This window comes from Neorhizobium huautlense, assembly GCF_002968575.1.
In the GTDB taxonomy this organism is placed as follows: domain Bacteria; phylum Pseudomonadota; class Alphaproteobacteria; order Rhizobiales; family Rhizobiaceae; genus Neorhizobium; species Neorhizobium huautlense.
Map to the genome: position 1 here is coordinate 207985 of NZ_PVBM01000003.1, position 25891 is coordinate 233875.

The following is a 25891-nucleotide window of genomic DNA, read 5'->3' on the forward strand; positions in this document are numbered from 1 at the left end:
CCTTGAGGCGCGGCCCTCTGTTCTTTGAGGAGGGTTCAGACGTGGCAATGCTCACAAACCGGCGCAGGGAGGTGGCGGTCGCAGCTTCTTTGGTAGCACCCTTTGTGTTTATCTTTGTGCTGGTCTTTCTTTATCCTGCTATCCGCCTCGTCGAGCTCAGCTTGACCAATTCGCCGCTGATCGGATCCGGGACATGGATCGGGCTCGACAATTTCAAAAGGCTGCTGACCGACAAGCTGTTCTTCACGTCGCTGAGGAACAACGGTTACTTCATCCTGCTGACAGTCATTCCGACGACGGCACTGGCGCTCAGCATCGCGCTCATGATCACGCGCCTGCGCGGCCCCTTCCAGGCGCTCGCGCTGGCCGTCTTCTTTCTGCCCTATATCCTTCCGGTCTCTGTCGTGACGCAGATCTGGACCTGGATGCTGGATTTCCAGTTCGGGGTCCTGCAGCCTGTGATATCGTTCTTCTACGGCAAGCCGGTCCCCGTCTTCAAAAATCCCTATTGGGTCATGCCGATGGTGGCGCTCGTCACGATCTGGTGGACGAACGGCTTCAACATCCTGCTGTTCATTGCCGGCCTGCGAAATATCCCGAAGGATTATTATGAAGCGGCGCAACTCGATGGCGCGACGCGGTGGCAGCTATTCGCCAGAGTGACATGGCCCCTGCTCTGGCCGGTCACCGCCCTGGTCCTCACTTTGCAACTCATCCTGCAGCTCAAGATATTTGATCAGGTCTACCTTCTCAGCAGCGGCGGGCCGTTCAATTCCTCTTACGTGCTGCTGCTGATGGTCTATCGCGAGGCCTTCCAGCTCAATCATGGCGGTTATGCCTCGGCTATCGCGCTTATTCTGTTCGTGGTTATCGCAGTTCTTTCCGTGCTGCAGTTTCAGCTTTTGCGGGCCGGAGGACGCCGATGAAAACCATTCGCAAGGTCGAGAACGCCGTGCTGACGACGGGTACCTTCCTGGCCGCCGCCCTCTGGATCTTCCCGCTCTACTGGGCCTTCATTACCTCGATCCGCACCGAGGAACGGGTGGTTTCCAATGATGCCGGGGTGATTCCGGACGAGTTCAATCTCGGCGCCTATGCCGACATCCTCTGGAATTCGAACATCCTCAACTGGTACCTCAATTCCATCGCCACGGCGATGATCATAACCGTGACCGTCATAGTGACGGGCATGATGTGCGCCTACGCGATCTCGCAACTGCGTTTCCCCGGTCGCCGGCTCCTCTACGGTATTGTGCTTGCGAGTTTCATGGTCCCTTCTCAAGCACTGGTGGTGACCCAATTTATCCTGATGAACGACCTGGGGCTTATCAACACCTGGGCCGGCATCATTCTGCCGCAACTCATCGTTCCGGTGGTGATCATCGTCTACAAGCAATTTTTCGATGCGGTGCCGAAGGAAATGCGCGAGGCGGTGGTTCTCGACGGAGGCGGAGACTACACGCTCCTCTTCAAGATCTATCTGCCGCTCAACTGGGGCATCACGACCGCGCTCGCAATCATCACCTTCATCATGGCATGGAACCAGTTTCTCTGGCCGTTCCTTGCGGTAACGACGGAGAACATGATGACGATCCCTGTCGGGATCACGCAGGTCAACGACGCATTCGGTGTGTACTATGCCCGCCTGATGTCGGTTGCGCTGCTGGGCGCCATGCCCGTCGCAGTCGCGTACCTGATATTCCAGAAAAGAGTGACCGAGGCGGTCATGATCTCATCCGGCGTTAAGGGCTAGAAGCAAGCGGCGATCCGGCACGGCCATGCGATCTGCAACGGCTGACACGTCATGGAACGCCGGTCACCAAAAGATTGTTTGACCCATCGGACGGGTCATCGTGTTACGGAAGAATGCAATTGATCGAGCCGCCGGCAATTCCGGCGGCCCTTGCGGGTAATTGGCAAACAATCCAAGCAGAAACCCGTCCCGCGTGGAGCAATCGTCCTTTCGTCAGACGAGGCCAGGCACGACGAAGACCAGCCACGCTACCACCGGCCCGATGATGGCGATCAGCGCGCTGTAGATTAGCAATTGCCGCAATACCTGTTCGCGGGTTTCGTCCGGTGCGTTGGCAACGACAAGGGCGCCGTTGGTGGAAAACGGACTGGTGTCGACGATAGTCGTCGAAATCGCGATCGCTGCGACCACGCCAACGGCGCTGATATGGCCTTGCAGGAGGAACGGAACAGCAAGAGGGATGATGGCGCCGAGCAGTGCAGTCGACGAGGCGAAGGCGGAGACGATGGCTCCGGTGAAGCAGAGCAGCAGCGCGACCAGGAGCGGCATGCCGAGGCTGGATATGCCATTGGCGACATAGTTGACGGTTCCCGCTTTCTCCAGGACGCCGACGTAAGTGATGATGCCGGCGATCAGAAGTACGGTCGACCAGCTCACCTTGTCGACCGCCGCCTTCTGGGTTTTCGGCGAGATGAGAGCGAGCGCTACGGCAACCGTGATTGCGACCAGTCCGACATTGAACTTGAAGACCAGGGCACCGATCCCGAGGGCCGTCAGGCCGATCAGGGTAAAGACCTTTTCCGGAGTTAGACGCAATGTCTGAAGGGTGTCGGCCGCCGTCCCGTAGGCATGCTCCCTGATCGGCTTTGCCGGCGTGCCCCCATGACCCCTGATGGCGGCCGATACGCCTTCGGGGTGTAATTCAGGCAGAGGCCCGGTAGGCCCCGCAGCCTGTTTCATGATCCGCGCACCGCCGAAGACGAAGAAGACGAGCACCGCGATCGCAAGGTTGAAAAAGAAGCTGGAGAGGAACAGCGACGTCGGCGCAAAGGGCAGGCCGGCCTTGGCCACGATCTGGTTGGTAATGCCGCCATAAACACTGATCGGCGAGAAGCCGCCGGCCTGGGCGCCATGGATGACCATCAGCCCCATCATGACCGGGTGGATGCGGTACTGCACGGCAAAGCTCAACGCCACGGGAGCGAGGATCGCCACGGCCGCAGGCCCGAGCGCACCGAAACCGGTGATGATGGCGGCAACGACGAACATTACCCATGGAATCCAGGCGACGTGACCGCGCACCATGCGAACGGCGCATTCGACGAGCCAGTCGATGGTGCCGTTGATCTGCGCGATGGCGAAGAGATAGGTGACGGCGACCAGCGTCAGGAAGAGATCGCTCGGAAAGCCCGCGAAAATGTCGCTGGTCTTCATGCCGATAATCAGGGAGCCAAGCACAAAAGTGCAGGCGAACGCAAGCGCTCCCATGTTGATCGGCTGGATCGTCGCGATGACAAACATGGCCACAAGGAGCAATATTGATAGGATTTCGATGCTCATAGTTCCCCTCCCTGCGACGCCTCCAGCGTCGGCAGCTAACGTTCTTTTCAGGATTGCAAAACCCGGCGCTTCCCTCCCGGAGAGCGCATGGGTTGGATTACGTCGTTGCGTAAAGGTCGGCGTATTTCTGCCGTAGGACGTTCTTCTGGACCTTACCCATCGTGTTGCGCGGCAGGTCATCGGCGAAGATGATGCGTTTCGGCTGCTTGTATCGGGCGAGGCGGTCCTGGAGCGCGCCGAGGATCGCCTTTTCATCCAGCGCCGCATTGGGCTTGCAGACGACGATGGCGGTGACGCCTTCACCAAAATCAGGGTGAGGAACGCCGATCACGGCACTCTCGGCGACTCCTTCGAGCTGGTCGATCTCACCTTCAACCTCTTTGGGATAGATATTGTATCCGCCTGAGATCACCAGATCCTTGCTGCGGCCGACGATGTGGACGTAGCCTTGGCCGTCGATCTTGCCGAGGTCGCCGCTGATGAAGAAACCGTCGGACGTGAATTCCGCGGCGGTTTTCTCGGGCATCCGCCAGTAGCCTTTGAAAACGTTTGGCCCCTTGATTTCGATCATGCCGGTTTCTTCCGGGGCAAGCACGGTGCCGGTCGCCGGATCGGTGACCCGCACCGTCACGCCGGGAAGGGGAAAGCCGACGGTTCCGGCAATCCGTTCTCCATCATAGGGATTGGAAGTGTTCATGTTGGTTTCGGTCATGCCATAGCGCTCAAGGATTGCATGACCAGTACGGTTCTTGAACTCAATATGCGTTTCGGCGAGCAGCGGAGCCGAGCCGGAAATGAACAGCCGCATATTCGCGACTGCCTCCCGGTCGAGGTGCGAGTTCTGTAGGAGGCGCACGTAAAATGTCGGCACGCCCATCATCATCGTTGCTTTCGGCATCAGCGAGAGGATCTCGTCCGGGTCGAATTTCGGCAACAGGAACATTGAGGCGCCGGCGAGCAGCGTGACGTTGGTCGCGACGAACAGCCCATGCGTATGGAAGATAGGCAAGGCATGGATCAACCGGTCTTCGGCGGTGACGCGCCAGCAATCGCGCAAGGTGAGGGCATTTGAGAGCAGGTTGTCGTGGGTCAGCATTGCTCCCTTGGACCGCCCTGTCGTTCCCGAGGTATAGAGGATCGCCGCCAGATCGTCGGCCGTGCGCGAGGCGTCGACGAAGTCGTCGCGTTCCTCCTTTGCAAGATCGAGAAGCGAGCCGGTGCCGTCGGCATTGAGGGTTTCAACGATCGCGCCGTGAGGCTTGGCGATCTTCTCGACGCTCTCGCGCATGACCGAAGAAACGACAACCAGCCTGGGTTCGGCGTCGCCGAAGAAATAGTCGAGTTCGGCCAGCGTATAGGCTGTGTTGAGCGGCAGATAGATCGTGCCGCTGCGCACGCAGGCGAGATACAGGATCAGCGCTTCGGTACTTTTGTCGACCTGAACGGCGACCCGATCTCCCGGCCGAATGCCGAGCGTATCGATTGCGCCGGCAATGCGGCCCGAAAGGGCGAGCGCCTCGTCATAGGTCCAGGTCCGACCACCGTTGGTCAGGATAAACGGCGAGTCTCCCCGCGCGGCTGCCCGGATGGCGTCGAATAGATGGTTGCTCATATGCGTCCTCCTCCGATCTTGGCATTCACGCCTTGTGCGAAGGCGCTCGGGGTCTGCTCATTCCTGCCGCCGCGACGGTATTCCCGCTCCCGGCGGAGCATATTCTTGACGGCTTGTGATGCGGTCACTTCGCCGCGTTGCGCAAGAGCTTCGTGATTGGCCTCGATATCCTCGAGCTTGTAGAGGTAGTTAACCATCAGTCCGTGCGCCTGGCGCATCGCCTTCGCCGATCGATCGCCAAGGAAATTCAGCCTTTCAAGGCGAGCACCGTTGCCGAGGTGGAAACGGGCAACCGGATCGACCGGGCGGCCCTCCGGCGTGCGTTCGACGAGAAAATAGTGCGCGGCGAGCGGAAGCAGCACGCGCTCGATCTCACTTGCCGTGCCGGCGTCATTTGCCCAGGCCGGGTCGTCCAACAGCGCCAGCACCCTGCGCTCCTCTTCCGTCAGCAAGGGATCGGCTTGGTCGCTGCGTGCTTTGGATATCCACGACGCGAGGCCGGGAACGGGCGACAGCGTGACGAAATTTTTGAGGCCGGGCAGGTCTTTGCGCAGGTCTTCGACGACCTGCTTGATGAGAAAGTTGCCAAACGATATTCCGCGAAGGCCGCCCTGGCAGTTGGAAATCGAATAGAAGACAGCCGTCGTCGCTTCATTGGGAAGGATGTGCTCCCGTCCTTCGTCCAAGACGTCTGCGATCGTGCTCGGCACGGACCGGGTAAGGGCGACTTCAACAAAGACGAGCGGCTCATCCGCCAGCCGGGGATGGAAGAAAGCGAAGCAGCGCCGATCGGGGGGCGCAAGGCGGCGTCGCAGTTCTTCCCAGCTGCCGATCTCGTGCACTGCCTCGTATTTGATGATTTTTTCCAGGATGTGCGCCGGCGTCGACCAGTCGATGGGGTTTAGCGTGAGGAAGCCGCGATTGAACCAGGATCCGAACAGATGAGCGAAATCCGTATCGATGGCGCGCAGGTCTTCCCGCCGGTCTTTGAGCCTCAGGAGCTGTTCACGCATCCGGACAAGTTTCTCTGTACCGTTCGGCGCCAGATTCAGACGGCGCAGAAGCTCCTGCCGCCGCGGCTCGGCCGCATTGTGGAGAGCAAAGATCGCCGAAGGGCTCTTGTCGCTCCGATATCTCTCGACGGCTTTGTCGAGCTGAGCGGTGTCAGCCCCGAACTTGTCGGAAAGCATCTGCAGGAACTGCTCAGTTTCCATACTGTCGAAGCGGCTCCAGCGGTCGAGAATCTCCGCGGCGATGGCCATGCCTGATGCTTCGCCACGACTGGACAGCAGCATCTCGCAAAGGGCCTCGAGATCGGCTTCGACGACCGCGTCCGGCGCGCGCGGTCCGGAAAACAGAAGTTTGCGGCCGCGCTCGGTAATGCCCTGCAGCATATCACTAAAGAGAGAGGTCCCGGACATGCTGTGCTCCTCCGCCCGCAATGGACGCCTGTCCATCCGTCAGCATTCCCAATTTCAGTCTCATTGATGTTGTGGTATTTAAATTGATGTAATGTGTGTGCAATGTCAAGCATCTTGCATACAAGACATGGAATTTTGCATTATGGGAGGGGGAGTGAATGTCCGAAAATGTTGGGCGTTGGCTACGGGACGAAATCGAAAATGCTATCCTTTCCAATGAGTTCGGGCCGGGAGAGCGGCTGGACGAGACGATGCTTGCCAAACGGTTTGGCGTGTCGCGGACACCAGTGCGCGAGGCACTGATGCAGCTCAACGCAATTGGCCTCGTGGATATCCGTCCAAGACGCGGCGCCGTCGTCATCGATCCAGGACCTCACCGTATCTATGAAATGTTCGAAGTGATGGCGGAGCTGGAGGGTCTGGCTGGCTCGCTGGCCGCCCGCCGGCTGAACGAGGAGTCCCGTGCCGCAATCACGGCTGCGCATAAGCGCTGCGAGCTTTCGGCCGGAGCCGGCGACAGCGATGGCTATTATTACGACAACGAGGAGTTCCACAAGGCGATCTACGCGGCAAGCCGCAGCGAATTCCTGGAGGAGCAATGCACGCAGTTGCACCGTCGGCTGCGCCCTTACCGGCGGCTTCAGCTGCGGGTGCGCAACCGACTGCCAACCTCGTTTTCAGAGCATAGCGCAATTGTTGCGGCGATCTTCGCCGGAGACGTGGAGCAGGCCCGGAGCTTGCTCAGGGCGCATGTCGGCATCCAGGGCGAAAGGTTCAGCGATCTCGTCGCCAGCATGGCAACAAGATGAGCGGGGATTTTTTGACGTTGGTTTGACGCTGCTTTGACAGCGGTGCGCTAGGGGAGAGTTGCTCGTTCCCGGGGATGCTTTCCATGCTTCAATTCGTCGATGGCCACAACGCTGGCATGCGCTGCCGAATCGTAAGTACGCCTGTAGCGCTCTTGTCAAGGGCCGCTTTTGTGTCAGACTGTCTGTCGGACGGGCAGCCTGCGTTCGATGAGATCATCGAGAGGGGCACAACACGAGTTGGACCGATGGATCGCATGGATGAAAAACATGCAGTGTTCCGGATGTACCTGCTCGGCCCTTTTAGTCTCGTCGACGGCAAAGGCAAATCCGCCACGCCCAAGTCTCAAAAAGCTCAGGCAATTCTGGCAATGCTTGCGCTGTCTGCGCGGGGATCTCGTTCGCGGGTCTGGTTGAGAGACAAATTGTGGAGCGACCGGTCGGAGGATCAGGCGGCTGCGAGCCTGAGGCAGGCCCTGCTGGATATTCATAAAGCGTTGGGTTCGGCGCGTGATCTCATCATCGCGGACAAGAATACCGTGTGGCTGGACATGGACCGCATCGCGCTCGACACCGACGAGATGCTTCGCAGCGAGCGCATGGCGGATCAGATCACCGATGAACTGCTTGAGGGCATGGATATCCGTGATCCCGAATTCGAAGATTGGCTGACGGTCGAGAGACAGAACTGGTATCGGCGCATTGAGGAAGGTCGCGTCGACGACGTCTTCGAACCACGGCAGCAACCTCGCCGCGACGTCAGCACCCAGTCAGCGCTATTGCCTATGACGGGCCTGCCTGACCAGCGCACGCCGAATATTCCCCTGGCGGCTTCAAGCAACGATCCGGACATACCGCCTTCGCCGGATAACCTTCAGTGGACGGTCGCGCTTCAGCCGCCCATCGTCATCGGCGCCGGAGATGGCGGGCAGATCGCGGCATTGCAATTTCAGAACCTGCTCGCCAAGGCGATCTTCGATGGATTGGGGCTTGGCATTACCGATCTGTCGTTCGATCCGCAGCTTGGTCAGCCGGACCGAAAGATGGGCCTTCCGCTGTGCCTTCAACTACGGCTGACATTCGATGGCAGTATGGTGTTCGTGGAGCTGGCAATCAAGCACCTGCTTGACAACAGGATCATTTGGCTAGGCAGCCGTATGATCGGACGCACCCAGATGGAACGGGCCGAATACGGGATCGCTGCTGCATTGATCAGCCAGGCGGTTGACCAGCTGTCACTGTTTCAGGAGATGAGCGCTATTGACGGTCGCATGACCAGAGATGGCCTGTTCATCGATGCGGTCAACGCGATCTTCCGGCTTTCCAGAGGCGATCTTGAAAAAGCGGAAATGCGGCTGCAGGAACAGGTTCAATATCAACCGCGAGCGTCTGCTTTTGCCTGGTTGTCCTTCATCCGCACCTTCCAGGTGGGTCAGCGGTTCAGTGCGCTGGACGCGCATCTGATCGAAGAGGCGCAGGCCTATGCTCGAAAGGCTCTGGAACTCGATCCGAACAATTCCGTCTCCCTGGCACTGGTCGGGCATGTCCATTCCTTCCTGTTCCGGGAATACGATTATGCAGCCGGACTGTTCGAGAAGTCGATCCGCCTGAACCCGGCCCTGCCGATGGGGTGGGACCTCTATGCCATGCTGCATTGCTATGCGGGGCAGCCGGAAAAGGCGAGCGCAATGGCGCGGTGGGTTCAGGAGCTCGGCGTCTACAGCCCTCATAAATATTACTTCGACACGACGAAATCCATCAGCGCCGGGCTGGCGGGTGATCATATGGCGGCGATAGCGGCCGGCGAGGATGCGCTGCATTCCCGGCCGAACTTCAATAGCCTGTTGCGCTATCTCGCCTCCAGCCACGCTCACGTCGGCAATTTGGAGGTCGCTCGGCGATATGTGGAACGGCTCGATAAGGTTGAGAACGGGTTTTCCATAACGTCGTTTCGCGGCACAGGTTATCCTCTGCTGGATACAGGCGGCGGAAAGCTGCTGCTCGACGGCCTGATCAAGGCCGGCGCCCGAATTCGTTGAGACCAACACATTCAGGATGATCTCATTTCAGGAGGTAGGGGGCATGGTCGGAGAAGCAACTTTTGATCCACAATCTAAGATTGTGGAATTTATGAACTGTTATAAATTTAAAGTCGAACCGGATGCGGTTCTTCCTTGTGAGCCGAGAGCTGTTGAGGTGGTTCCTGACCCGGTGGAGCAGCCATCGCCCCCGGTTTCTCCTGCCTCGGCATTTTCCCCTGAAGACGATAATCCCATAGATGAGCCCCCGTTGATGATGGAGGCAATGGTGGCAGCGGCGTCGGTCCTCAGTAGCGTCGCGAACAAGTCGGTCCTCAACAAGGCCAGCCTGAACAAGAACAAGAATAAAAACAAGAATAAGAACAAAAACAAAAACAAGTCGACGATGGACGGCGCAAGTCTCGGCATGTCGCAACTTATTCCGGCCTTCGAATTGCGTCGATTGCATCAGCAGCCGTCGCGCAACGCCTTCACTGCCGCGCGACGCTTTACCTGGGAAATGCTCGACATTGCACCACCACCCGGCCCGGATTACACCCGGTTGGAAGCAGCGGTGCTGCTCTCCATGCAGCGGCGCGACCGTGAGCGGGCGAGGCGATTGCCCGACATCCAGGCTGAGGCGACCATTTCCGTATCGGAATTCACCCGCGCCCTGTATATCGAAGAGGTTGGCGGTTTTGAACAGACCGAGGGATTGTTTCAGGCGATCTTGACCGCCTGCGAATATGTTGGGCTACTTTACAAGAGCCAGTTCAACAGGCTTCGCCCGAACCAGTTCGAATCCCTGTTGCGGCCGCTCCTGCCCGTGCCGGTGCACGAGTCCTACCCCAGCAACCATGCCTTCCAGTGTTTTTCGATCGTATTCGCCTTCTCGACGATACTGCCCGAACATCCTGCAACGGACGAACTCGCCCGCATTGCCCAGAATGTCGCTGAAAATCGCGAGTGGGCAGGCCTCCATTATCCAAGCGACACGCAAGCTGGCCGGGATCTGGCCCGCCGTTTCGCCCCCTACCTCCACGATGCGTTTGGGCCGCTTTTCCAGGCCGTCCATGACGAGTGGGTTTAAGGCAGATTTAATTCTTGGGAGAACGAAGGTCATGATGCTAGCCGACATGCAAGCGCCGCAAACCGCACCAATGAACTATTACTATCTCTGGCATCTGACGGCCCTGGGCGTCATCGATGCGGATTACGGCTCGCCACCGGTCGCGCCGCCGGCCGAAGACGAGACTGCCGCACTCGAGGTCCATGATCCGGAGATCGGAGGAAATGTCTGGGATACAATCGCGGCTGCCGGCCCCATCCATCCGGCCCGGGTTGCGCTGATCGATGTAGGGGTATCGCCAGACCATCCGAATTTGGCGACCCGGCTTGATCGCGAAGCCTCGATCGACCTTACGAGCCATCGTTATGGTTCACGCTTTGCCGAAATCCTCGATGCGACCACCTCCTTCGATCGGGAGGAAAAGCAAGCCTTCTTCGCCGGGCTCGACATCACTCCTTTGGGAAATCTCGGTTTGTCCAACGATGATCGGGAATATCTTGACGACATTGTCGCGGAATATGCCGCCTCGCAGGGCGTCGTCCGCCGGCTGTTCCATCCGGAGTCCGTTTTTGCCTCCCATGGCACCTGCTGTGCCGGCCTGATCGTCGGCGAACCGGCCGTGGTCGCGGGAGAGGGAGAGCCGCCGGAGCCTCCGGAGAGCGCATTCTATGGTGACGGCAGTACGCCATGTCCGAGTGCCAATCGCAACGTTATTCCCTATTTCGGTGTTGATCCCTTCTCGCGGCTGATCTCGATCAGGACGTCTTTTGAGGATGATGTTCAGCAATTCATTGCTGCATTTCTCTACGCCTATCACCAGCACGTCGATGTAATCGTCCTGCCACGGGGCTTGCCGGATCCGAAGCGCAGCCGAGTCATTCCAAAGAACGAGTTGAAAGCCGATCTTGAACGCTGGAAAAACCAGATTGCCGCGGATTTGTTTGCCCGTATCTCCTTTGCGGAACAGGGCAGCTTTGAGCTGGAACCCAAAGCCCCGCAGAAGGGGTCAAATCCTGATAGAGCGTGGCATGTCCTCAAGCAGCTCATTGTTGCCATCAGCCAGCATATTCCGATCGTTTGCGCGGCGGGAAACAGTGGCGAAAGCCAGCTAATCTACCCGGCCAATCTGGCTGCCGATGACAACGGGATCATCGCGGTCGGCGCCGTTACGGTCGAGGGTTATCGGTCAGGATACAGCAATTACGGAGAGGGGCTTACGGTCGTTTCGCCATCCGACGACGGCGAGGTCTTCAACCGTCACCAGTTGCGCGTCGATCGATTGTCTCCTTTCGCTGCGCAACATGATTACGAAGCATTTGGGCTTCGGGAATATCACTATTCCCATTTCTCCCTGCTGACGACCGATCTGCCCGGCGCATTCGGTTACAACCGGGGTGCTGACCCATGGTCCTCCATCGTGCCGTTCGGGGCCAATCCCGGCATCGGTGGAGGTTACTATACCACGTTCGGCGGCACGTCCGGAGCCTCTGCGGAGGTGGGAGGCATCTGCGCATTGATCCAAAGGGCATATAAGAGCCAAAATGACAGCGAGGCGCGGCTCTCTGGCCCAGCAGTAAAGTCCATCCTTCAAACTACGTCCCGGCTGGATGCGGCAGTAGCACCGGGAGTACGCGTGTTGACTGCCGACTGCATGAATGCCGACGGCGAAGATGCTCTCGATATGAGCTATTTCTTCGGGTTCGGCCTGCCCGATGTTCGGGCGGCTGTCGCCGCCGTGTTGACGCCGTGACGTAGTTCTCGATGAGTTTCACGAAGTTGAGGCCCCCTAAAAAAGGGGGTCTTTTTTTAGTCGCGGCCCTCTTTTAACGGAAGTTTCACGCGGTACTGGCGTGCCGATGACGGGTCCACAAGAAGCTCCTCTCAACGAAAGACAAGACGAGATCGGTGGTTTTTGAACCGGATTGGCCGCAGGTACGGCCGTTCCGGAGCAACCATTCTTCCCGAAATGACGGGTCTCATGATGAGACTTGAAGCCTGAGGGATGAGGAGAACTAAGATGTCTGCTTATCAGATCGAGCAGTTGGCGGATCAGGCCAGGGCCTTGCTCCGGCGCAATCCGCTCTTTGCAAAGTCCAGTTCCGTGAACGCCGCCGCAGCTGGCAATATGCTGAAGCTGTTGCCTCGTTATGCCCGAATTCTTGCTGCCGCATCCGAACTGCCAGATTGCGGCGAGAGGGTGGAGGCGTTGGCCGGTTATTTCCCTGGCCTGGCGGATGGCGGATACCGTGATGCCGAAACGTTCCTGCCCTTTTCAGCGTTCCTGCCCGTGCGAAGCGACCCCTACCGATCTCCCGCTCTGACTGCCTGGATGGATGAGCTTCAGCGGGGGCTGGAAAGGTATGTCGACGGTGCCAGTTCCGAGGTCGTGGATCATAACCTGCAGCCTCATCTATTGGCCGAGGACCTTGCGCTCGAACGCCATCCGGTTCGGCGGCTGACCTGCGGTATCGGTCTTGTTCCGGCCGCTAGTCTGGCAGCAAGCCGAACGATGCAAAAGCGCATCGCTGGTCTGCCAATCGGCCCCGACCTCGAATATGCCCGGATGAGCGACCGTGACCGGGAGCGGATCGCCGATCATCTCGAGAAGGCAATCGCCTTTATATCGGCCGTCGATCCCGCAGGCTATCAACGGCTGACTGCGGGTCTTCATACGCTCTACATCGGAACCAGGCATGGCGCTACCAACTCGTTCTCCAGCTCGGAGGATCTGCCGGCAAGTGCCGTCGTAGTTCTGTCACAGGAAAGGTTGGACGCCGAAGATTATCCGGCAACTGCAGCAGAACTTCTGCGCGAAGTGGGCCATGTCCTGCTGCAGTTATACACGAGCGCGGCGGTGTCATCGCTGCCCGCCGAACTCCGGTACGTATCGCCATACACCCACAGCCTACAGACGCTCGAAAGCATCCTGCACATGGCCTACGCCGTTCCCTGGGAGTGCGCCGTTCGCATCGCATGCTTGCCTTTCAGAGCACCGCCTGAGCACCGTGCACGGGAAGCTGCATTTGTTATTGCGTATGCTGCCCGTCTAATTCCGCTCATCGATATCGCCCGTGAGGGGATCGAGCGTCTGGGCGGCGATGTCCTTCTCGACCTCCGGGACATCGCCGTCATTCCTTCCTGGGGCGCCGGCGTCTTGGCGCTTGTCGACCGGCTCCTCGAATGCGAGCCGGCGGCTCGGCGCCAGGCCTATTATGCCCAGCGTCTGTGTGTCGTGGATCGTCAGGCCTGGGACCTTGGGCAGGCGCTTCTGCGGGGCGAGCAGCCCATCGATCCGAGAATGGGCCGTCCAATGCTGCAGAGCACCGGCGAAGGGCTCAGTCTCTGGTACGATGGCCGCCTCCACATGATCCGCAAGGCCGCCAGTCGGCCTCCCGATTGGCACGACATTCGAGTTGCCCCGCCGGCGGAGACGCCAAGTCCGATCCCGATGGAGCACGCGTGATGGGCAAGCGCGGTTCCTGTGAATTTTCAGCAATCTGTGACTGGATCAAGCAAGGTGAATGATGATGAAAGCCTTTGAGTATCATGCGGATCTCTTTGATGCCGTTCACGACACGGATTTCGTCATTGTCGGATGCGGAAGCCTCGGTTCCCAGATCGCTTCCCAGCTTGCGGCGCTCGGGGCTCGCCATTTTTTCCTGGTGGACGGGGACCGCATCGAAGAGAGCAATCTGCAACGACTGAGCTGGGCAACGACACGAGATATCGGTCAATTGAAGAGCGACAGGTTGGCGACTTATCTCGCCTCCCGCTTTTCTGCGGTAGTTGCAATCATGACCCGGTTCGCCGACGGGGCGGAGGCCGCCCGGCTCATTCTGGCCCGTACGCGTAAACCATTTCTGATACTTGCAGAGGATAGTGTTTCTCTGGCCCCCCGATTTCTTGCCGAATATCACGCGGCGGCCCCGGTGCCTCCACCTTACCTGCATGTCGGCCAGAACGGTTCTATTTGTGTCGCCGGCCCGCTGGTGGCGCAGCCGGATGATGCCTGCCCTTTCTGTTGTGCGACGCTGCAGGCACCGATCGACACGGGCGTCGTAGGCCGGCCGTCGCCGGCCGATAATGCTCTGATTGCCTGTTTTGCGGTTTCCCAGATCGCCATCGAGCGTCTTACCCACCGCAGTTCATTGCGCGGCCATCGCTGGCTCTTTAATCCCGCTGTGGGTAGCGCTTCGCTTCATGCCGTTGCCAAGAGCCCTGATTGCAAGGTGTGTCACCCATGAAGCCCCTCTCTCCTTAGGACTACCCGAAATCGCGCTCTGCGTAGTCCAGTGACGCTGACGTTACTCAACCCGGTTCTATAGACGATATATGCCAAACGCAGTTTCGCGCAGATATCACTCGTCCCTCCATGCACATATTTCATGGCCGGCATGAGATCGGGAAGCGATGCGAAGGAGCAGGCGCAGCGTTCAGGCGAAAGCGTCGTTCGACAGCCGGAAACGGAGTAAGCCGACAATTGTAATGAAATCCAATCTACGGACTGGGTGTGATCGGTGAAGGAATCAGTTTTATTGCCCCCGTTATCGTCGGATCAACCGTTTCAAGACGGTCCAGCGCCACAGAGATGCCAAAGAAGAGCAACGCGATAATCGGAATAAGGAAGAGCAATCCAGCGTTTTGCCCGCGCATGTCAAACTCCACACTAATTGACGCGTGGACAATCGCCATTTCAAGTTTAACGATGGGTTAACATGTCTCCGTTTTGCACAGGACGCGGAAGTCAAGCTCCTTTCTCGAAACATCCGCGCCAGCACGGGGACTGGTTAGGGAGTGTTACCCTGTGTTAGGTGCGGTCGCCGGCGGCGGCGTCTCATCGGAGGGCGTGCTTGGTCCTCTCATAAGAAAGGCGGCAATCAAGGCCACTATGAGCACCACGAGCACGCCAATGATTGCGTTCTTGGCCATTGTGGCTACCTTATTAGAAACTTGGCGAATACCACATGGCCATCGCGATCAGCGAGGCGAGGGCGACGTTTAGGCCAATGTATAAAAGCCAGTCGTGACGATTGTGCCGTAGGCGGTTCATGTTCATCATCCTCCAGATGAAGAACATCGCATCGATCGTGCGGTTCCCTACGACATTTAACGGCAAGCCGGGTTGTGGAATTTTCGGCTCGGATCTATCGAAGATGAACCATTCCATAGGATCAATGCCTCGCTTGTAAGCCAATCCCGCCTAGGATCTTGCTTCAGGTCGATGGGGCAGGTTCGTGAAGCATGCCTGCCGGGAAGGAATCTGACCGGTTCGCAGGGACATCGGCCTACCCGTCAGCGTTTGGAACCGCGTCCGGCAGCCCCTTTCGACTCAGGGCTGAGCTTTCAGTTGGCGTTGAGGCGTCGTCCGACTTGGTATCAAGCGGCTGATTTGTTTCGAATTCGTCAGGCCTCAAGCACCGAAAACTCAGCTGAACGATTTGAAGAAAAGATGATTAGCATTTATACTTTTGCTTAGTATTGTGGATCTCGTGGAAAAGCAATTCGTGCGGCAAAATTCCGTTGCGTTGTTATCGGTTGCAGGAATGACGCTTCTGGTTCAGTGACGCTCAAAATTATACTCTATCACATTCTTTCCAGGGTTTTTTCTTATTACCTCCATTTTTTACGGAAGTTTAACGCCGTTTTGGCGGGGCGATGACGGATTTGAGAGAAATTCCCCTCACGAAAGACGGTGAGAGAACATAGTCCGGTTGGCTGGCTTTGGCCGCCCCGGTGGCAACCGCTCCATCGGCGGGGGTATCAGTGCTCCGTAAGAGCTTGATGCCGGTGAGGCGGGTCCTCATGCCTACTTTCGTCTCCGAACGATGAAGAGCTCACAGAGAGCTTCGGCAAGACCGTTCAACGGGCCGAGAGGAGATCCTCCAGTCATTCGGGAAATTGATGACGGCGACTGTTGTTCGCCCGACTCAAAATCAAACACGACGTCCGCAGAAGCGGGTTTCGCCAAACAATGGAGTGAAAAATGACTGTGCCTATAGAAAAGATCGCCTTCCTCGTCGCCGCGGCCTGCATGGCCTCGTTTGCTGGACATGTACTTGCCTATGATGGCCACCGGTTGACGACTGCAGACGAGGTTTCGTTCGCCGCCCAGGTGAGTGTCGCCGGAGCCGAGACAAAAGCGGATGTCACACGGGAGGTGACGCGGGTCCGCACCCCGACTCGTCGTGACAACCGGTTTGCCGGCGACGAACAGAACTAAACCCCGAAAATTCAAACAGTTCATTCAAGACATCGATCGGTTGGGTCGCACCAGGAACCGATCAGAAAAAGGAACGACTATCATGAAAAACTCTGTCATCTCCACCATCTTCGCCACTCTCTTGGCATCCACCGTTGCAGGCGGTGCCTTTGCGCAGGAGGGCGAGTATTATGAGGGCGCCTCTCGCGACCGCGACTATCTGACTGTCACGACGGATTCGCTGGGCATCCCCTCCGTTACCCGTTACGGCTATCCGCCGTTGAAGAAGGCTCCGGGTCTCGATCAGCCGGCATCTCCGATGATCGACAGCGGTGACTATTACGACGGCGCAGCTCGTCCCCATTAATCGCAAAGAGATTGAAATCGAGCGCCGGGACCTCCCGGCGCTCTTTCCGTTGCCACACCATCGACATGGCTTCCTCCGCTCCCCGATGATATGGCGCTGAGCGATCGACAGGCAGCTATTCCTGGATGCTGATTGTCATATTATGACATCGGGCACTTATAGTACCATGGAGTCGCCCAGGCTATGCCTCGCAGGTGTGCCACGTTGTGGCGAACTCAGAGCATCCTCGCTAAAAGCCTTCAAAGGTACGTCGCCTTGCCAATGCTCGGAGGTGAATAGGAAATTGGCGCACCCTGCCAATATGTTGAAAAATTCATTGACGCCCGTTTCCTATCTTATAATATGACGTTGGATAAAAGATATTATAAGATGGCGGATCAGATCGACGCGGTTCATTTTTGTCTGGGGGCGGAAGGCGCCGCAGCGACCGATAGGGTGTTAAACCGATAGGGTGTTAAGTTGAACAATATGCACCCGCTCACCATTCAAAGGCGCCTGCAGGCCGTAAAGATTCGCCTTCAGCTTGTTAACAGGAGAACTGATTGAAGATCGCAGACGTCAATGTGCGGGTATTTTCTTATACCACGCGCCGGCACCAGGACAGCGCAGGCCATGCCCATCCCGGTCCGCCACACAAGGTCAATCAGGCCCTGCTCACGATTGTCGCCGATGATGGAACCGAAGGTTATTGCTTCGCGCCTCAGGAAGTCATCCGTCCGCACGTCATCGATAAGTTTGTGAAGAAGGTATTGGTCGGGGAAGATCCGTTCGCCCGCGAGCGGCTGTGGCAGGATCTTGCCCACTGGCAGCGCGGCAGCGCCATGCAGCTGACTGATCGCGCGCTCGCGATCGTCGATTGCGCGCTCTGGGATCTTGCCGGCCGCAAGCTCAACATGCCGGTCCACAAGCTGATCGGCAGCTATCGTGACAAGATTCCGGCCTACGGCTCGATCATGTGCGGCGACGAACTTAAAAACGGTCTGGCCACACCCGAGGATTACGGCCGGTTTGCCGAAACGCTCGTCAAGCGCGGCTACAAAGGTATCAAGCTGCATACCTGGATGCCGCCCGTTTCCTGGGCGCCTGATGTCAAGATGGATCTGAAGGCCTGTGCCGCCGTACGCGAAGCGGTCGGGCCGGATATCCACCTGATGATCGACGCTTTCCATTGGTATACCCGCACCGAGGCGCTGGAACTCGGCAGGGGGCTGGAAAAGCTCGATTTCGACTGGATCGAGGAGCCGATGGACGAGCAGAGTTCTGCCTCCTACGCCTGGCTTGCGGAAAATCTCGACATTCCGGTGCTCGGGCCCGAAAGCGCCGGCGGCAAGCACTTCAGTCGCGCCGAATGGATCACTTCCAAGGCTTGCGACATCCTGCGTACCGGGGTCCACGATGTCGGCGGCATCAGCCCGGCTATGAAATGCATGCATCTGGCCGAATCCTTTGGAATGAATTGCGAGATCCATGGAAACGGCGCTCCGAACCTGATCATCGCGGCCTGCACCAAGAATGCCAAGTGGTACGAGCGCGGCTTGCTGCATCCGTTCCTCGAATATGATGACGGCTTTGAATATCTGAACGCTCTTGTCGATCCGATGGACGAAGACGGTTTCGTTCACATCTCGGACAAGCCGGGTCTTGGCGAGGACATCAACTTCGAATTCATCAATGCAAATCTCGTTTGCTGATAGCCGGCGAGAGGACTGATGTCAGATTACGCGATCGAGCCAGTCGATCGCGTAATCCTGCTGATCGGCAGGGAAGCCATGGGCGCCCGGCAAGAGATGCGTCTCGACCCGTTCGACGGCACCGGCTGCATTCCAGATGTCATGGATCTGCCGATGCGCTGCCAGGGCGGTCGCTTCGGGAAAGTGCCGATCCTCTGCGCCGCTGAAGATCAATGCCGGCTTGGGCGCCGCCAGACCCGCAAAATGCGGGTAGTCCAGCTTTCCGGCGATCGTCGGATGCAACATGCAGAAAGCCGACTGGCCGCGAAGCTGATTGTTGCCCGGCTGCATGAGACCCTCGAGGGTCCCCATCCAGCCGCCCGCGACACAGGCTTTGACCTGATCCGAAAGGGCAGCCAGCTGCCAGGCGCGCGAGCCGCCCATGGAATAGCCGAAGCTCGCAACGCGGTTCACGTCGACGCTCGGGAGCTCGCAAAGCCAGGCGAGCGCCTCCAGGTCTTCGCGCAGAATGAGCGAGGCGAGCGAGACGCCGAACTGCATGAGGTTGGCGGCCAGCGCCTGTTGCGCCTCATAGCCGTTGCCCCTCCGGCTCCCCCAGCCGAGCGCGTCGGCGCACAAGACCGTGTATCCGCGCTTGGCAAGTTCGTTGCCCACATGGCGCCCGCCATAGAGCTTTGTGGTCCATTGTTTGATGGCCGCACCAATCTCGGGCACCTCGCCTGGGCGGCCGATCATCTTTTCCTTGCCGATAGAGAAAAAGGAACCATGGTCGTGCAACAGCAGGGCCGCCGGAGTCGGCGCAGTCGTAGTCGGGCGCAACAGGTAGGCGGCGGTTTTTTCGCCATTCGAAAATCGGAGTTCGAGTTGCTGGCCGATACAGCCGTCTGCAGTCCACTCTCCGGTGACCGAAGCGTCGGCAGGTATGATCCTCTGAGCGTCTAACGCGCCCCGCACCCGGTTTCTCGTGCGTCTCTTCCAGTCCGGAAAACTCTCCTTCTCCGGGTCGAAGTTCCAGGCGAACGAGAGGTTGTCGCGCAGCCTCGTTGCAAGGCTGGACATGTTCTCGCTGTCGATCACGGCCCGCGTCGCACCCTTTCGATATGCCGTTCACGGCTATCGCTCAGGTGTTTGCGCATGGCCGCGCGGGCGCCTTCCGCATCGCGTGCTTCGATCGCATGCAGGATGGCGCGGTGTTCTTGGTTGACGCGAACGAGATGTGCCGAAAAGGTCTCGTCACTGACCTGATGCGCCTGAAGCCGCATGCGGGGCATCAGGGTTTCGCCGAGATAGTTGAATATCCCGTAGAAATGTTCGTTCTGGCTCGCGGCGGCTACCGCACAATGGAAGCGAAAATCATCCTGTGTGTCTCTGCGCACCTCACGGGCAGCCAGATCCATCGCTTCGCATGCCGCGATCATCGCCTCGATATCGGCCTGCGTTCTTCTTTCTGCCGCAAGGGCGGCCGCTTCTGACTCGATGCCGATGCGCAGTTCGAGCCCTTTCAGCACGTTCTCGACCATCATCAAGCTTTCGTCGCCCAGTCGGAACGGCGCGACGCCCGCGTCCTGGCGAACGAAAACGCCGATCCCGTGATGGATCGACACATGGCCGCTGGCTCTCAGATTGGCGATCGCTTCGCGTATGACCGTCCGGCTGACCCCGAGATCTTCGATCAGCTCCTTTTCCGTGGGAAGCTTCGATCCTCGTGGATACATCTCGAGCTTGATCCGCTCGGCTATGGTGCGCACCACCTGCGAACTCAGCGTCTCCCTCCTGTTACGCAGAGAGGACGGCAGACCCAGTTTTTCGCCTTCGGTTAACATCCAAGACACCTCCCTGCCAGATGCGGAGCTTTAAACAGCCTGATCGTATTCGAGGCTCGCCTGGATCAGTTCCCTCGCATAGGGATCCTTGGCCCGGCCTGTTGCGAGCACCTCACGGCCCATGACCTCGACCACCCGGCCGTGCTGCATGACCGCCAGCCGCTCGCACATATGATCGATAACGGCAAGATCGTGGGAGACGAAAAGATAGGTGAGATTGCGCCTGGCCCGCAGATCGGCCAGCAGGTTCAGCACTTCCGCTTGCACCGAGACGTCAAGCGCCGAGGTCGGTTCGTCGAGAAGCAGGATGCGCGGTTCGAGGATGAGCGCGCGGGCGATCGCCACGCGCTGCCGCTGGCCGCCGGACAGTTCGTGGGGATAGCGCGACAGGAAATCCGGATTGAGCCCGACATCGACCAATGCCCGCTCCATGCGGTCCATCTGCCGGTCCATGCGATGGATGCGCAGCGGCTCCTGCAACGCGGTGCGGATCGACTGACGGGGATGCAAGGAGCCGTAGGGGTCTTGGAAAACCATCTGGACCATCCGGCAATATTCGGCAAACGGCATGTTCTTGACAGAGCGGCCCTCGAGCTCGATGTCGCCTTCCCACAGCGTGAGGAGGCGGGCGATGCATCGCAGGATGGTCGACTTGCCTGAGCCGGATTCGCCGACCAGGCCGAAGGATTCCCCCGCTTCGACCGAAAAGCAGACATCTCCCAGGATTCGCTTCTTCGCCGAACCATAGCCGAGATCGATCGAGAGATTGCTGACATCGATGGCGGTCATGGGCGCACCTCCTTGACGACGGCTGGAGAGGTCTCACGGCTCAAGACCGGAAGCGGCCTGCGGCTGCCGCCGATATGGGGCTGGGCGGCGAGCAGTCCTTGGGTATAGGGATGGGTGCAGTTCCTCATGTCGCGAGCGGCACGTTCCTCAACGACTTCGCCGTAGCGCATGACCAGCACGCGGTCGCAGAAATTGCGGACCAGATTGAGGTCGTGGCTGATCATGATGAGCCCGATACCCTTGTTTGTCACCAGTTCGTTCAGGATGTTGAGAACCTGCATGCGCACGGTAACGTCGAGAGCGGATGTCGGCTCGTCGGCGATGATGATCTGCGGTTCCGGGATCAGCATCATGGCAATCATGATGCGCTGGCCCATGCCGCCGGACACTTCATGGGGATAAAGACCGAACACCCGTTCCGGATCGCGGATCTTCACCGCCTCCAGCATTTCGAGCGTCTTCTGCCGGGCGATCTGGGCGGAGGCCCGGTAGTGGACCCGATAGGCCTCGGCGATCTGGTCGCCGACCCGGTGGACGGGGTTGAGCGAAAATTTCGGATCCTGCAGGATCATCGAGATGCGCCGGCCGCGGATCGACAGCATCTGCCTTTCGTTAGCGGCGAGAAGGTCGGTGCCGCTGAAGTCCATGCGGTCGGCTTCGATTTTCGCCGTCGGTAGAAGCTTCAGCAGCGCGCGGCCGATGGTCGACTTGCCAGAGCCGGATTCGCCGACGATGCCGAGGCGCTCGCGGCCGAGATCGAAGGAGACGCCTCTGACGACCGTGTTGTAAGCCTTGCCAGCACGATAGCTGACGCGGAGGTTTTCAACACGCAGGAGAGTTTGGCTGTTGTCCATGGCGGAAAATCCTAACGCTGTTTCGGGCCTATCTTTGCTTGGGATCCAGCGCGTCGCGCAGGCCGTCGCCCAGAAGGTTGAAGGCGAGGCTGACGAGCAGGATGGCGCCGCCCGGGAAAGCGACCAGCCACCAGTTGTCCAGCATATAGCGCCGGCCGGTCGCGATCATCGCGCCCCATTCCGGCAGCGGCGGCTGAGCGCCGAGACCGAGGAAACCGAGGCCGGCAGCGGTCAGGATCACGGTCGCCATGCTGAGTGTGATGCGGACAAGCACGGAAGGAAGGCACATCGGCATGATCGACTTGACGATGATGCGCAGCGGGGAAGCACCCTGCATGCGGGATGCCGAGATATAATCCGCGCCCCGAAAAGTCAGCGTTTCGGCGCGCGCCAGACGGGCGATCGGCGGCCAGGCGGTGAGGCCAATGGCGATGATCGCATTTTCGAGTCCCGCCCCGAGGGCAGCGACGAAGGCGAGCGACAGAATGAGGCTCGGGAAGGACAGGAAAATATCGGTGATACGCATCATGATCGTATCGTACCAGCCGCCGAAATAACCGGCGGTCGTTCCGACGACGAGGCCGACAGGCCCGACGATGACGGACACGATGGTGATGATCGTCAAGCTTATACGGGTGCCGTAGATGATGCGGCTCAGGATGTCGCGGCCGAGCTCATCTGTGCCGAACCAATGCTGGGCGCTCGGCGCCTGTAGCGTCTGCCCGAGATCGATAACGTTGGGGTCGTAAGGAGCGATCAGCGGCGCAACGAGCGCTGTCAGGAGCAGGATGCTGATGACGATGAAGCCGAAACCGGAGGATGGGTTGCCGAGAAGCTCACGGATGACCGCCAACAGCCGGTGAAAGGCCGAATTTCGGTGTGAACGGGGGTTTGGCATGGCGACATCCTGCATGGAGAGAAAGCTGACTGTCATCTCACCGCGTCCTTGGATCAAAAATCTTGTAGAGCGCATCGGAGAGCAGGTTGAGCGCAATGAAGATGATGCCGACGAGAAGCACGCAGGTCATCACCGCGTTCATGTCGCCGATCAGCATGTTGTTGGTGATGTATTGACCGAAGCCCGGCCAGGAGAACACGGTCTCAATGAGCACCGCCCCTTCAAGCAGACTGCCATAGGCGAGTGCTACGATGGTGACGAGCTGCACGCGAATGTTGGCGAAGGCATGATGCCAGACGGTGCGCCCCTTCGACAGACCTTTGACACGGGCGGTGATGATGTATTCCTGGTTCAGCTGGTCGAGCATGAAACTGCGGGTCATGCGGGTGATATAGGCCATCGACGAATAGCCGAGGATGCTTGCGGGCAGAAGCAGATGGTTGACGGCGTCCCAGAAGACTTCCCAATCGCCTGCCAGGACGGCATCGATCAGCAGGAAGCCTGTGGTCTCCGGCACGAGGCCGATGTAATAGTCCGATAGGCGACCACCGCCGCCGACCAGATCCAATACCGCATAAAAGACGATCAATCCGATCATGCCGGTCCAAAAGATTGGCATAGAATGACCGATGAGGGTGACGAAGCGGATCACATGATCGACCGGCCGATTGCGGCGCACCGCCGCCAGGATGCCGAGCGGGATACCGATGCCGGCGCCAAAGAGAATGGCAAATGTGGCAAGTTCGATCGTTGCCGGCATGACATGCAATATGTCGTTGATCACCGGTTGCCCGGTGCGGATCGAGATGCCGAAATCGCCATGCAGAAGGTCGTTCATGTAGCGGATGAACTGCTGGTAGAGCGGCAGGTTGGCGCCGATCCGCTCTGCGACCATCTCATAGGTGGCCTGATCGGCCTCTTCGCCAACGATCGCGCGCACCGGGTCGACCGGCATGAGCCGACCGATGCAGAACGTCAGGATCAGCAGGCCCACAAGAGTCGCCAATATCGTGCCGGCCTGCCGCGTGAAGGCGGATAGACGCTCGTTTCCCATGGGGCACCTCGATAGCGTATTGTGAAAAGCCGCAGCGCCGGCGGCGCTACGGCATCTGCGATTACCGCTCTTTTTTGACCGTCCGGAGCTGCGTAGACCAGGACGGGTTCAGTTCCAGCCCCTTAATATCTGCGCGGAAGCCGACACTGTCGACGACCTCGGAGAATGGCTGGATTGCCGGTACCATCTCCGCGTAATAGCTCTGGATATCTTGGTAGCTCTTGAGCTGTTTATCCTTGTTGCCCTCGATGAGAGCCTCGTCGACCATCTTGTTGATCTTTTCATCGTAGAACGACGTGCGCCAGCCCTGGAAATTAGTCAGCTTGGCCTGATCCGAATTGTCGGGATTGTAGACGATTGCACGCAGGTTGGAGTCTGGATGCGGGAGCTGTCCGCCGCCGCCGCGACCGACGATCAGCTCATATTTGCGCTCACGCATCGCACCATAGATCTGGTCGCCGGCGCCGGTGATGATCTCGGCTTTGATGCCTGCCTGAGCGAGCGTAGCCTGGATCGCCGTTGCGGCATTCATGAACGGGACGTCCGAGATTGCTCTCAGCGTCGTCGAGAAGCCGTCCGGATAACCTGCCTCGGCCAACAGGGCCTTGGCCTTGGCGACGTCGAGCTTGTAGCCCGCATTGGGAAGGGCGCCGAGCAAGCCCGTCTGGATAGGGCGGTCACGGAGCCTGCCGAAATAGGGCAATACGCTGTCATTCAGCCCCTGGTAATCGATCAGATAGCGAAGCGCCTCGCGGACCTTGGGCTTCTGGAACTTCTCATCTTTCATCGACACCGCGAGGTAATAGAAGCCGCTGCCGCCGTTGGTTTGGATCTTCACGTCCTTGTTTGACTCGAGTGCCTTCAGGTCTGCTGCCGACATGGAATAGGCGATATCAATGTCGCCTTTTTCGAGCATCAGCCGCTGGCTCTGCGATTCAGCGAGATGCCGCATCATGATGCGCCGCATCGCGGGCTTCTCGCCCCAATATTTCGGATTTTGTTCCAGCGTGACCCGCTCGTTGGATTGCCATTGACCGAGCGTAAAGGGACCCGAACCGGCCGAGTTGTTGGTGAGCCAGGCAGCACCCATGTCCCCATCCTTGTCGTGCTCCATGACGGCCTTGCTGTCGAGAATGGAGCCGGGACCGACGATGCCGAGCGTCTGGACGATGATCTGCGGATCGACCTTTTTTGGCAGCCTGACGACCACGGTCTGGTCGTCGGGGGCGGTGAAGCTTGCGTCCGCATTTGTAGCGGAGAAGCCATGCGTCTTGAGGAACGACGCCTGGGCGAGATTGAGTTTCATCAGGCGCTTGAAGGACCAGATCACATCGGCCGAGGTGACCGGATTGCCGGAAGCGAATGTCGCGCCGCTGCGTAGTTTGAAGGTGATTGCGGAATTGTCGTCACTGATGGTCCAGCTCTCCGCAAGCTGCGGATCGACCTGGGACCGGTTGGTGGCATTCAGCGCAACCAAGTTATCATATATGTTTGTGAGAACCTGTACGGTTTCTTTGCCGGTAATAGCCGCTGGGTCGAGCGTGAGAATGTTGTTCATCGAGAAACCAACGACCAGCATGTTCGGTGGGGTTTCTGCATGCACCGGTGGCGAAAGCAGTGTAGAGCCCAGCAAAACCGGGGCAACCAGTTTGAGAAGTGACTTCATGATCGATCCTCCCTTGCGCTGCAGGTCTCCTCACCGGCAGCTTCAAATGTCCTAATTGTGATATGACGTCTTATGACATGTGTCAACCTGCCGTCTGGGCGGCCGTGTGATGATTCAGCAGGACGGCGGGAGATTTTCGGCCAAGCGCCAAGTGCACTCGCCACAGGCGCAGCGAGTGGCGCTCTGCCAGGCAGCGACAACGCGCATTGCTCTTCAAGCGAATAGGCGGCCGGTGCTAATCGTTATTAATACCCCGCGTGCATTGACCAAGGCAGGGGTTGGTATTACGCGCCCTGGCCAAGCTTGATCAT

22 protein-coding genes are annotated in these 25891 nt (G+C 58.7%); 11 read left to right on the forward strand and 11 right to left on the reverse strand.

Annotated features, from left to right (window positions below):
- Window positions 1-47 precede the first annotated feature (47 nt).
- Together C5L12_RS05000 and C5L12_RS05005 are read left to right on the forward strand one after the other, a co-directional pair.
- Window positions 48-926: a carbohydrate ABC transporter permease gene (locus tag C5L12_RS05000; RefSeq protein ID WP_105370915.1), complete on the forward strand. Its 879-nt coding sequence runs from the start codon at window positions 48-50 to the stop codon at window positions 924-926.
- Window positions 923-1753, forward strand: coding sequence for a carbohydrate ABC transporter permease (locus C5L12_RS05005; RefSeq protein WP_105370916.1), 831 nt, complete (start codon window positions 923-925; stop codon window positions 1751-1753). Before C5L12_RS05000 ends, C5L12_RS05005 begins: the two co-directional genes overlap by 4 nt.
- A 213-nt stretch (window positions 1754-1966) precedes the next feature.
- On the opposite strand, the gene C5L12_RS05010 is transcribed toward C5L12_RS05005, so the two are convergent.
- The 3 genes from C5L12_RS05010 to C5L12_RS05020 form a co-directional block, all read right to left on the reverse strand.
- Window positions 1967-3313 (reverse strand): SLC13 family permease, encoded by a 1347-nt coding sequence (locus C5L12_RS05010; RefSeq protein ID WP_105370917.1) that lies wholly within the window; start codon window positions 3311-3313, stop codon window positions 1967-1969.
- Window positions 3314-3410: 97 nt separating this feature from the next.
- On the reverse strand, window positions 3411-4925 hold the full coding sequence (locus tag C5L12_RS05015) for a malonate--CoA ligase (protein ID WP_105370918.1): 1515 nt from the start codon (window positions 4923-4925) through the stop codon (window positions 3411-3413).
- Complete coding sequence (locus C5L12_RS05020) at window positions 4922-6346, reverse strand: malonyl-CoA decarboxylase (protein WP_105370919.1); 1425 nt, start codon at window positions 6344-6346, stop codon at window positions 4922-4924. Before C5L12_RS05020 ends, C5L12_RS05015 begins: the two co-directional genes overlap by 4 nt.
- 158 nt (window positions 6347-6504) lie before the next feature.
- Here C5L12_RS05020 and C5L12_RS05025 point away from each other — a divergent pair, with 158 nt between their 5' ends.
- The 6 genes from C5L12_RS05025 to C5L12_RS05050 all read left to right on the forward strand — a co-directional run bounded on the left by C5L12_RS05025 (window position 6505) and on the right by C5L12_RS05050 (window position 14483).
- Window positions 6505-7155 carry a GntR family transcriptional regulator gene (locus C5L12_RS05025; protein WP_105370920.1) on the forward strand — a complete coding sequence of 217 codons (651 nt, stop codon included), beginning with the start codon at window positions 6505-6507 and terminating at the stop codon, window positions 7153-7155.
- Between the two features lie 245 nt (window positions 7156-7400).
- Window positions 7401-9191, forward strand: a complete 1791-nt coding sequence (locus C5L12_RS05030) for an AfsR/SARP family transcriptional regulator (RefSeq protein WP_425350737.1) — start codon at window positions 7401-7403, stop codon at window positions 9189-9191.
- A 43-nt stretch (window positions 9192-9234) separates the two neighbouring features.
- A complete protein-coding gene (locus tag C5L12_RS05035; RefSeq protein WP_105370921.1) occupies window positions 9235-10260 on the forward strand; it encodes a phosphatase PAP2 family protein in 1026 nt (341 codons plus the stop codon).
- 34 nt (window positions 10261-10294) lie between these two features.
- A complete protein-coding gene (locus C5L12_RS05040) occupies window positions 10295-11989 on the forward strand; it encodes a S8 family serine peptidase (RefSeq protein WP_105371050.1) in 1695 nt (564 codons plus the stop codon).
- A gap of 267 nt (window positions 11990-12256) precedes the next feature.
- Window positions 12257-13702 (forward strand): hypothetical protein, encoded by a 1446-nt coding sequence (locus C5L12_RS05045; protein WP_105370922.1) that lies wholly within the window; start codon window positions 12257-12259, stop codon window positions 13700-13702.
- Between the two features lie 64 nt (window positions 13703-13766).
- The gene (locus tag C5L12_RS05050; RefSeq protein ID WP_157948993.1) at window positions 13767-14483 is read left to right on the forward strand and encodes a ThiF family adenylyltransferase; all 717 of its coding nucleotides are present in this window, start codon (window positions 13767-13769) and stop codon (window positions 14481-14483) included.
- A gap of 698 nt (window positions 14484-15181) precedes the next feature.
- Here the strand turns inward: C5L12_RS05050 and C5L12_RS05060 are convergent.
- Window positions 15182-15406 (reverse strand): hypothetical protein, encoded by a 225-nt coding sequence (locus tag C5L12_RS05060; protein WP_105370925.1) that lies wholly within the window; start codon window positions 15404-15406, stop codon window positions 15182-15184.
- 816 nt (window positions 15407-16222) lie between these two features.
- Between C5L12_RS05060 and C5L12_RS05065 the strand changes: the two genes are divergently transcribed.
- The 3 genes from C5L12_RS05065 to C5L12_RS05075 all read left to right on the forward strand — a co-directional run bounded on the left by C5L12_RS05065 (window position 16223) and on the right by C5L12_RS05075 (window position 18496).
- Window positions 16223-16459, forward strand: coding sequence for a hypothetical protein (locus C5L12_RS05065; protein ID WP_105370926.1), 237 nt, complete (start codon window positions 16223-16225; stop codon window positions 16457-16459).
- 82 nt (window positions 16460-16541) lie between these two features.
- Entirely contained in the window at window positions 16542-16805 is a 264-nt protein-coding gene (locus tag C5L12_RS05070) for a hypothetical protein (protein WP_105370927.1), read from the forward strand.
- Window positions 16806-17347: 542 nt separating this feature from the next.
- Window positions 17348-18496, forward strand: coding sequence for a mandelate racemase family protein (locus tag C5L12_RS05075; protein ID WP_105370928.1), 1149 nt, complete (start codon window positions 17348-17350; stop codon window positions 18494-18496).
- A 21-nt stretch (window positions 18497-18517) separates the two neighbouring features.
- On the opposite strand, the gene C5L12_RS05080 is transcribed toward C5L12_RS05075, so the two are convergent.
- The 7 genes from C5L12_RS05080 to C5L12_RS05110 all read right to left on the reverse strand — a co-directional run bounded on the left by C5L12_RS05080 (window position 18518) and on the right by C5L12_RS05110 (window position 25580).
- Complete coding sequence (locus tag C5L12_RS05080) at window positions 18518-19555, reverse strand: dienelactone hydrolase family protein (protein WP_245422767.1); 1038 nt, start codon at window positions 19553-19555, stop codon at window positions 18518-18520.
- 14 nt (window positions 19556-19569) lie between these two features.
- The gene (locus C5L12_RS05085; RefSeq protein WP_105370930.1) at window positions 19570-20319 is read right to left on the reverse strand and encodes a FadR/GntR family transcriptional regulator; all 750 of its coding nucleotides are present in this window, start codon (window positions 20317-20319) and stop codon (window positions 19570-19572) included.
- A gap of 30 nt (window positions 20320-20349) precedes the next feature.
- Window positions 20350-21108, reverse strand: a complete 759-nt coding sequence (locus tag C5L12_RS05090) for an ABC transporter ATP-binding protein (RefSeq protein WP_105370931.1) — start codon at window positions 21106-21108, stop codon at window positions 20350-20352.
- Window positions 21105-21962 carry an ABC transporter ATP-binding protein gene (locus C5L12_RS05095; RefSeq protein WP_105370932.1) on the reverse strand — a complete coding sequence of 286 codons (858 nt, stop codon included), beginning with the start codon at window positions 21960-21962 and terminating at the stop codon, window positions 21105-21107. Before C5L12_RS05095 ends, C5L12_RS05090 begins: the two co-directional genes overlap by 4 nt.
- Before the next feature lie 28 nt (window positions 21963-21990).
- Window positions 21991-22875, reverse strand: a complete 885-nt coding sequence (locus tag C5L12_RS05100; RefSeq protein ID WP_425350741.1) for an ABC transporter permease — start codon at window positions 22873-22875, stop codon at window positions 21991-21993.
- Between the two features lie 22 nt (window positions 22876-22897).
- Window positions 22898-23914 carry an ABC transporter permease gene (locus C5L12_RS05105; RefSeq protein ID WP_105370933.1) on the reverse strand — a complete coding sequence of 339 codons (1017 nt, stop codon included), beginning with the start codon at window positions 23912-23914 and terminating at the stop codon, window positions 22898-22900.
- A gap of 61 nt (window positions 23915-23975) precedes the next feature.
- Entirely contained in the window at window positions 23976-25580 is a 1605-nt protein-coding gene (locus C5L12_RS05110; protein ID WP_105370934.1) for an ABC transporter substrate-binding protein, read from the reverse strand.
- Between the last annotated feature and the right edge of the window lie 311 nt (window positions 25581-25891).

Bases quoted from the DNA above. Each gene is read 5' to 3' on its own strand.
- C5L12_RS05040 (WP_105371050.1), top strand. From the start codon at position 10,295: ATGCTAGCCGACATGCAAGCGCCGCAAACCGCACCAATGAACTATTAC.
- C5L12_RS05015 (WP_105370918.1), bottom strand. From the start codon at position 4,925: ATGAGCAACCATCTATTCGACGCCATCCGGGCAGCCGCGCGGGGAGAC.
- C5L12_RS05080 (WP_245422767.1), bottom strand. From the start codon at position 19,555: ATGTCCAGCCTTGCAACGAGGCTGCGCGACAACCTCTCGTTCGCCTGG.
- C5L12_RS05090 (WP_105370931.1), bottom strand. From the start codon at position 21,108: ATGACCGCCATCGATGTCAGCAATCTCTCGATCGATCTCGGCTATGGT.
- C5L12_RS05065 (WP_105370926.1), top strand. From the start codon at position 16,223: ATGACTGTGCCTATAGAAAAGATCGCCTTCCTCGTCGCCGCGGCCTGC.
- C5L12_RS05020 (WP_105370919.1), bottom strand. From the start codon at position 6,346: ATGTCCGGGACCTCTCTCTTTAGTGATATGCTGCAGGGCATTACCGAG.
- C5L12_RS05060 (WP_105370925.1), bottom strand. From the start codon at position 15,406: ATGGAATGGTTCATCTTCGATAGATCCGAGCCGAAAATTCCACAACCC.
- C5L12_RS05045 (WP_105370922.1), top strand. From the start codon at position 12,257: ATGTCTGCTTATCAGATCGAGCAGTTGGCGGATCAGGCCAGGGCCTTG.
- C5L12_RS05030 (WP_425350737.1), top strand. From the start codon at position 7,401: ATGGATCGCATGGATGAAAAACATGCAGTGTTCCGGATGTACCTGCTC.
- C5L12_RS05035 (WP_105370921.1), top strand. From the start codon at position 9,235: ATGGTCGGAGAAGCAACTTTTGATCCACAATCTAAGATTGTGGAATTT.
- C5L12_RS05005 (WP_105370916.1), top strand. From the start codon at position 923: ATGAAAACCATTCGCAAGGTCGAGAACGCCGTGCTGACGACGGGTACC.
- C5L12_RS05100 (WP_425350741.1), bottom strand. From the start codon at position 22,875: ATGCAGGATGTCGCCATGCCAAACCCCCGTTCACACCGAAATTCGGCC.
- C5L12_RS05000 (WP_105370915.1), top strand. From the start codon at position 48: ATGCTCACAAACCGGCGCAGGGAGGTGGCGGTCGCAGCTTCTTTGGTA.
- C5L12_RS05110 (WP_105370934.1), bottom strand. From the start codon at position 25,580: ATGAAGTCACTTCTCAAACTGGTTGCCCCGGTTTTGCTGGGCTCTACA.
- C5L12_RS05095 (WP_105370932.1), bottom strand. From the start codon at position 21,962: ATGGACAACAGCCAAACTCTCCTGCGTGTTGAAAACCTCCGCGTCAGC.
- C5L12_RS05025 (WP_105370920.1), top strand. From the start codon at position 6,505: ATGTCCGAAAATGTTGGGCGTTGGCTACGGGACGAAATCGAAAATGCT.
- C5L12_RS05085 (WP_105370930.1), bottom strand. From the start codon at position 20,319: ATGTTAACCGAAGGCGAAAAACTGGGTCTGCCGTCCTCTCTGCGTAAC.
- C5L12_RS05070 (WP_105370927.1), top strand. From the start codon at position 16,542: ATGAAAAACTCTGTCATCTCCACCATCTTCGCCACTCTCTTGGCATCC.
- C5L12_RS05050 (WP_157948993.1), top strand. From the start codon at position 13,767: ATGAAAGCCTTTGAGTATCATGCGGATCTCTTTGATGCCGTTCACGAC.
- C5L12_RS05105 (WP_105370933.1), bottom strand. From the start codon at position 23,914: ATGGGAAACGAGCGTCTATCCGCCTTCACGCGGCAGGCCGGCACGATA.
- C5L12_RS05010 (WP_105370917.1), bottom strand. From the start codon at position 3,313: ATGAGCATCGAAATCCTATCAATATTGCTCCTTGTGGCCATGTTTGTC.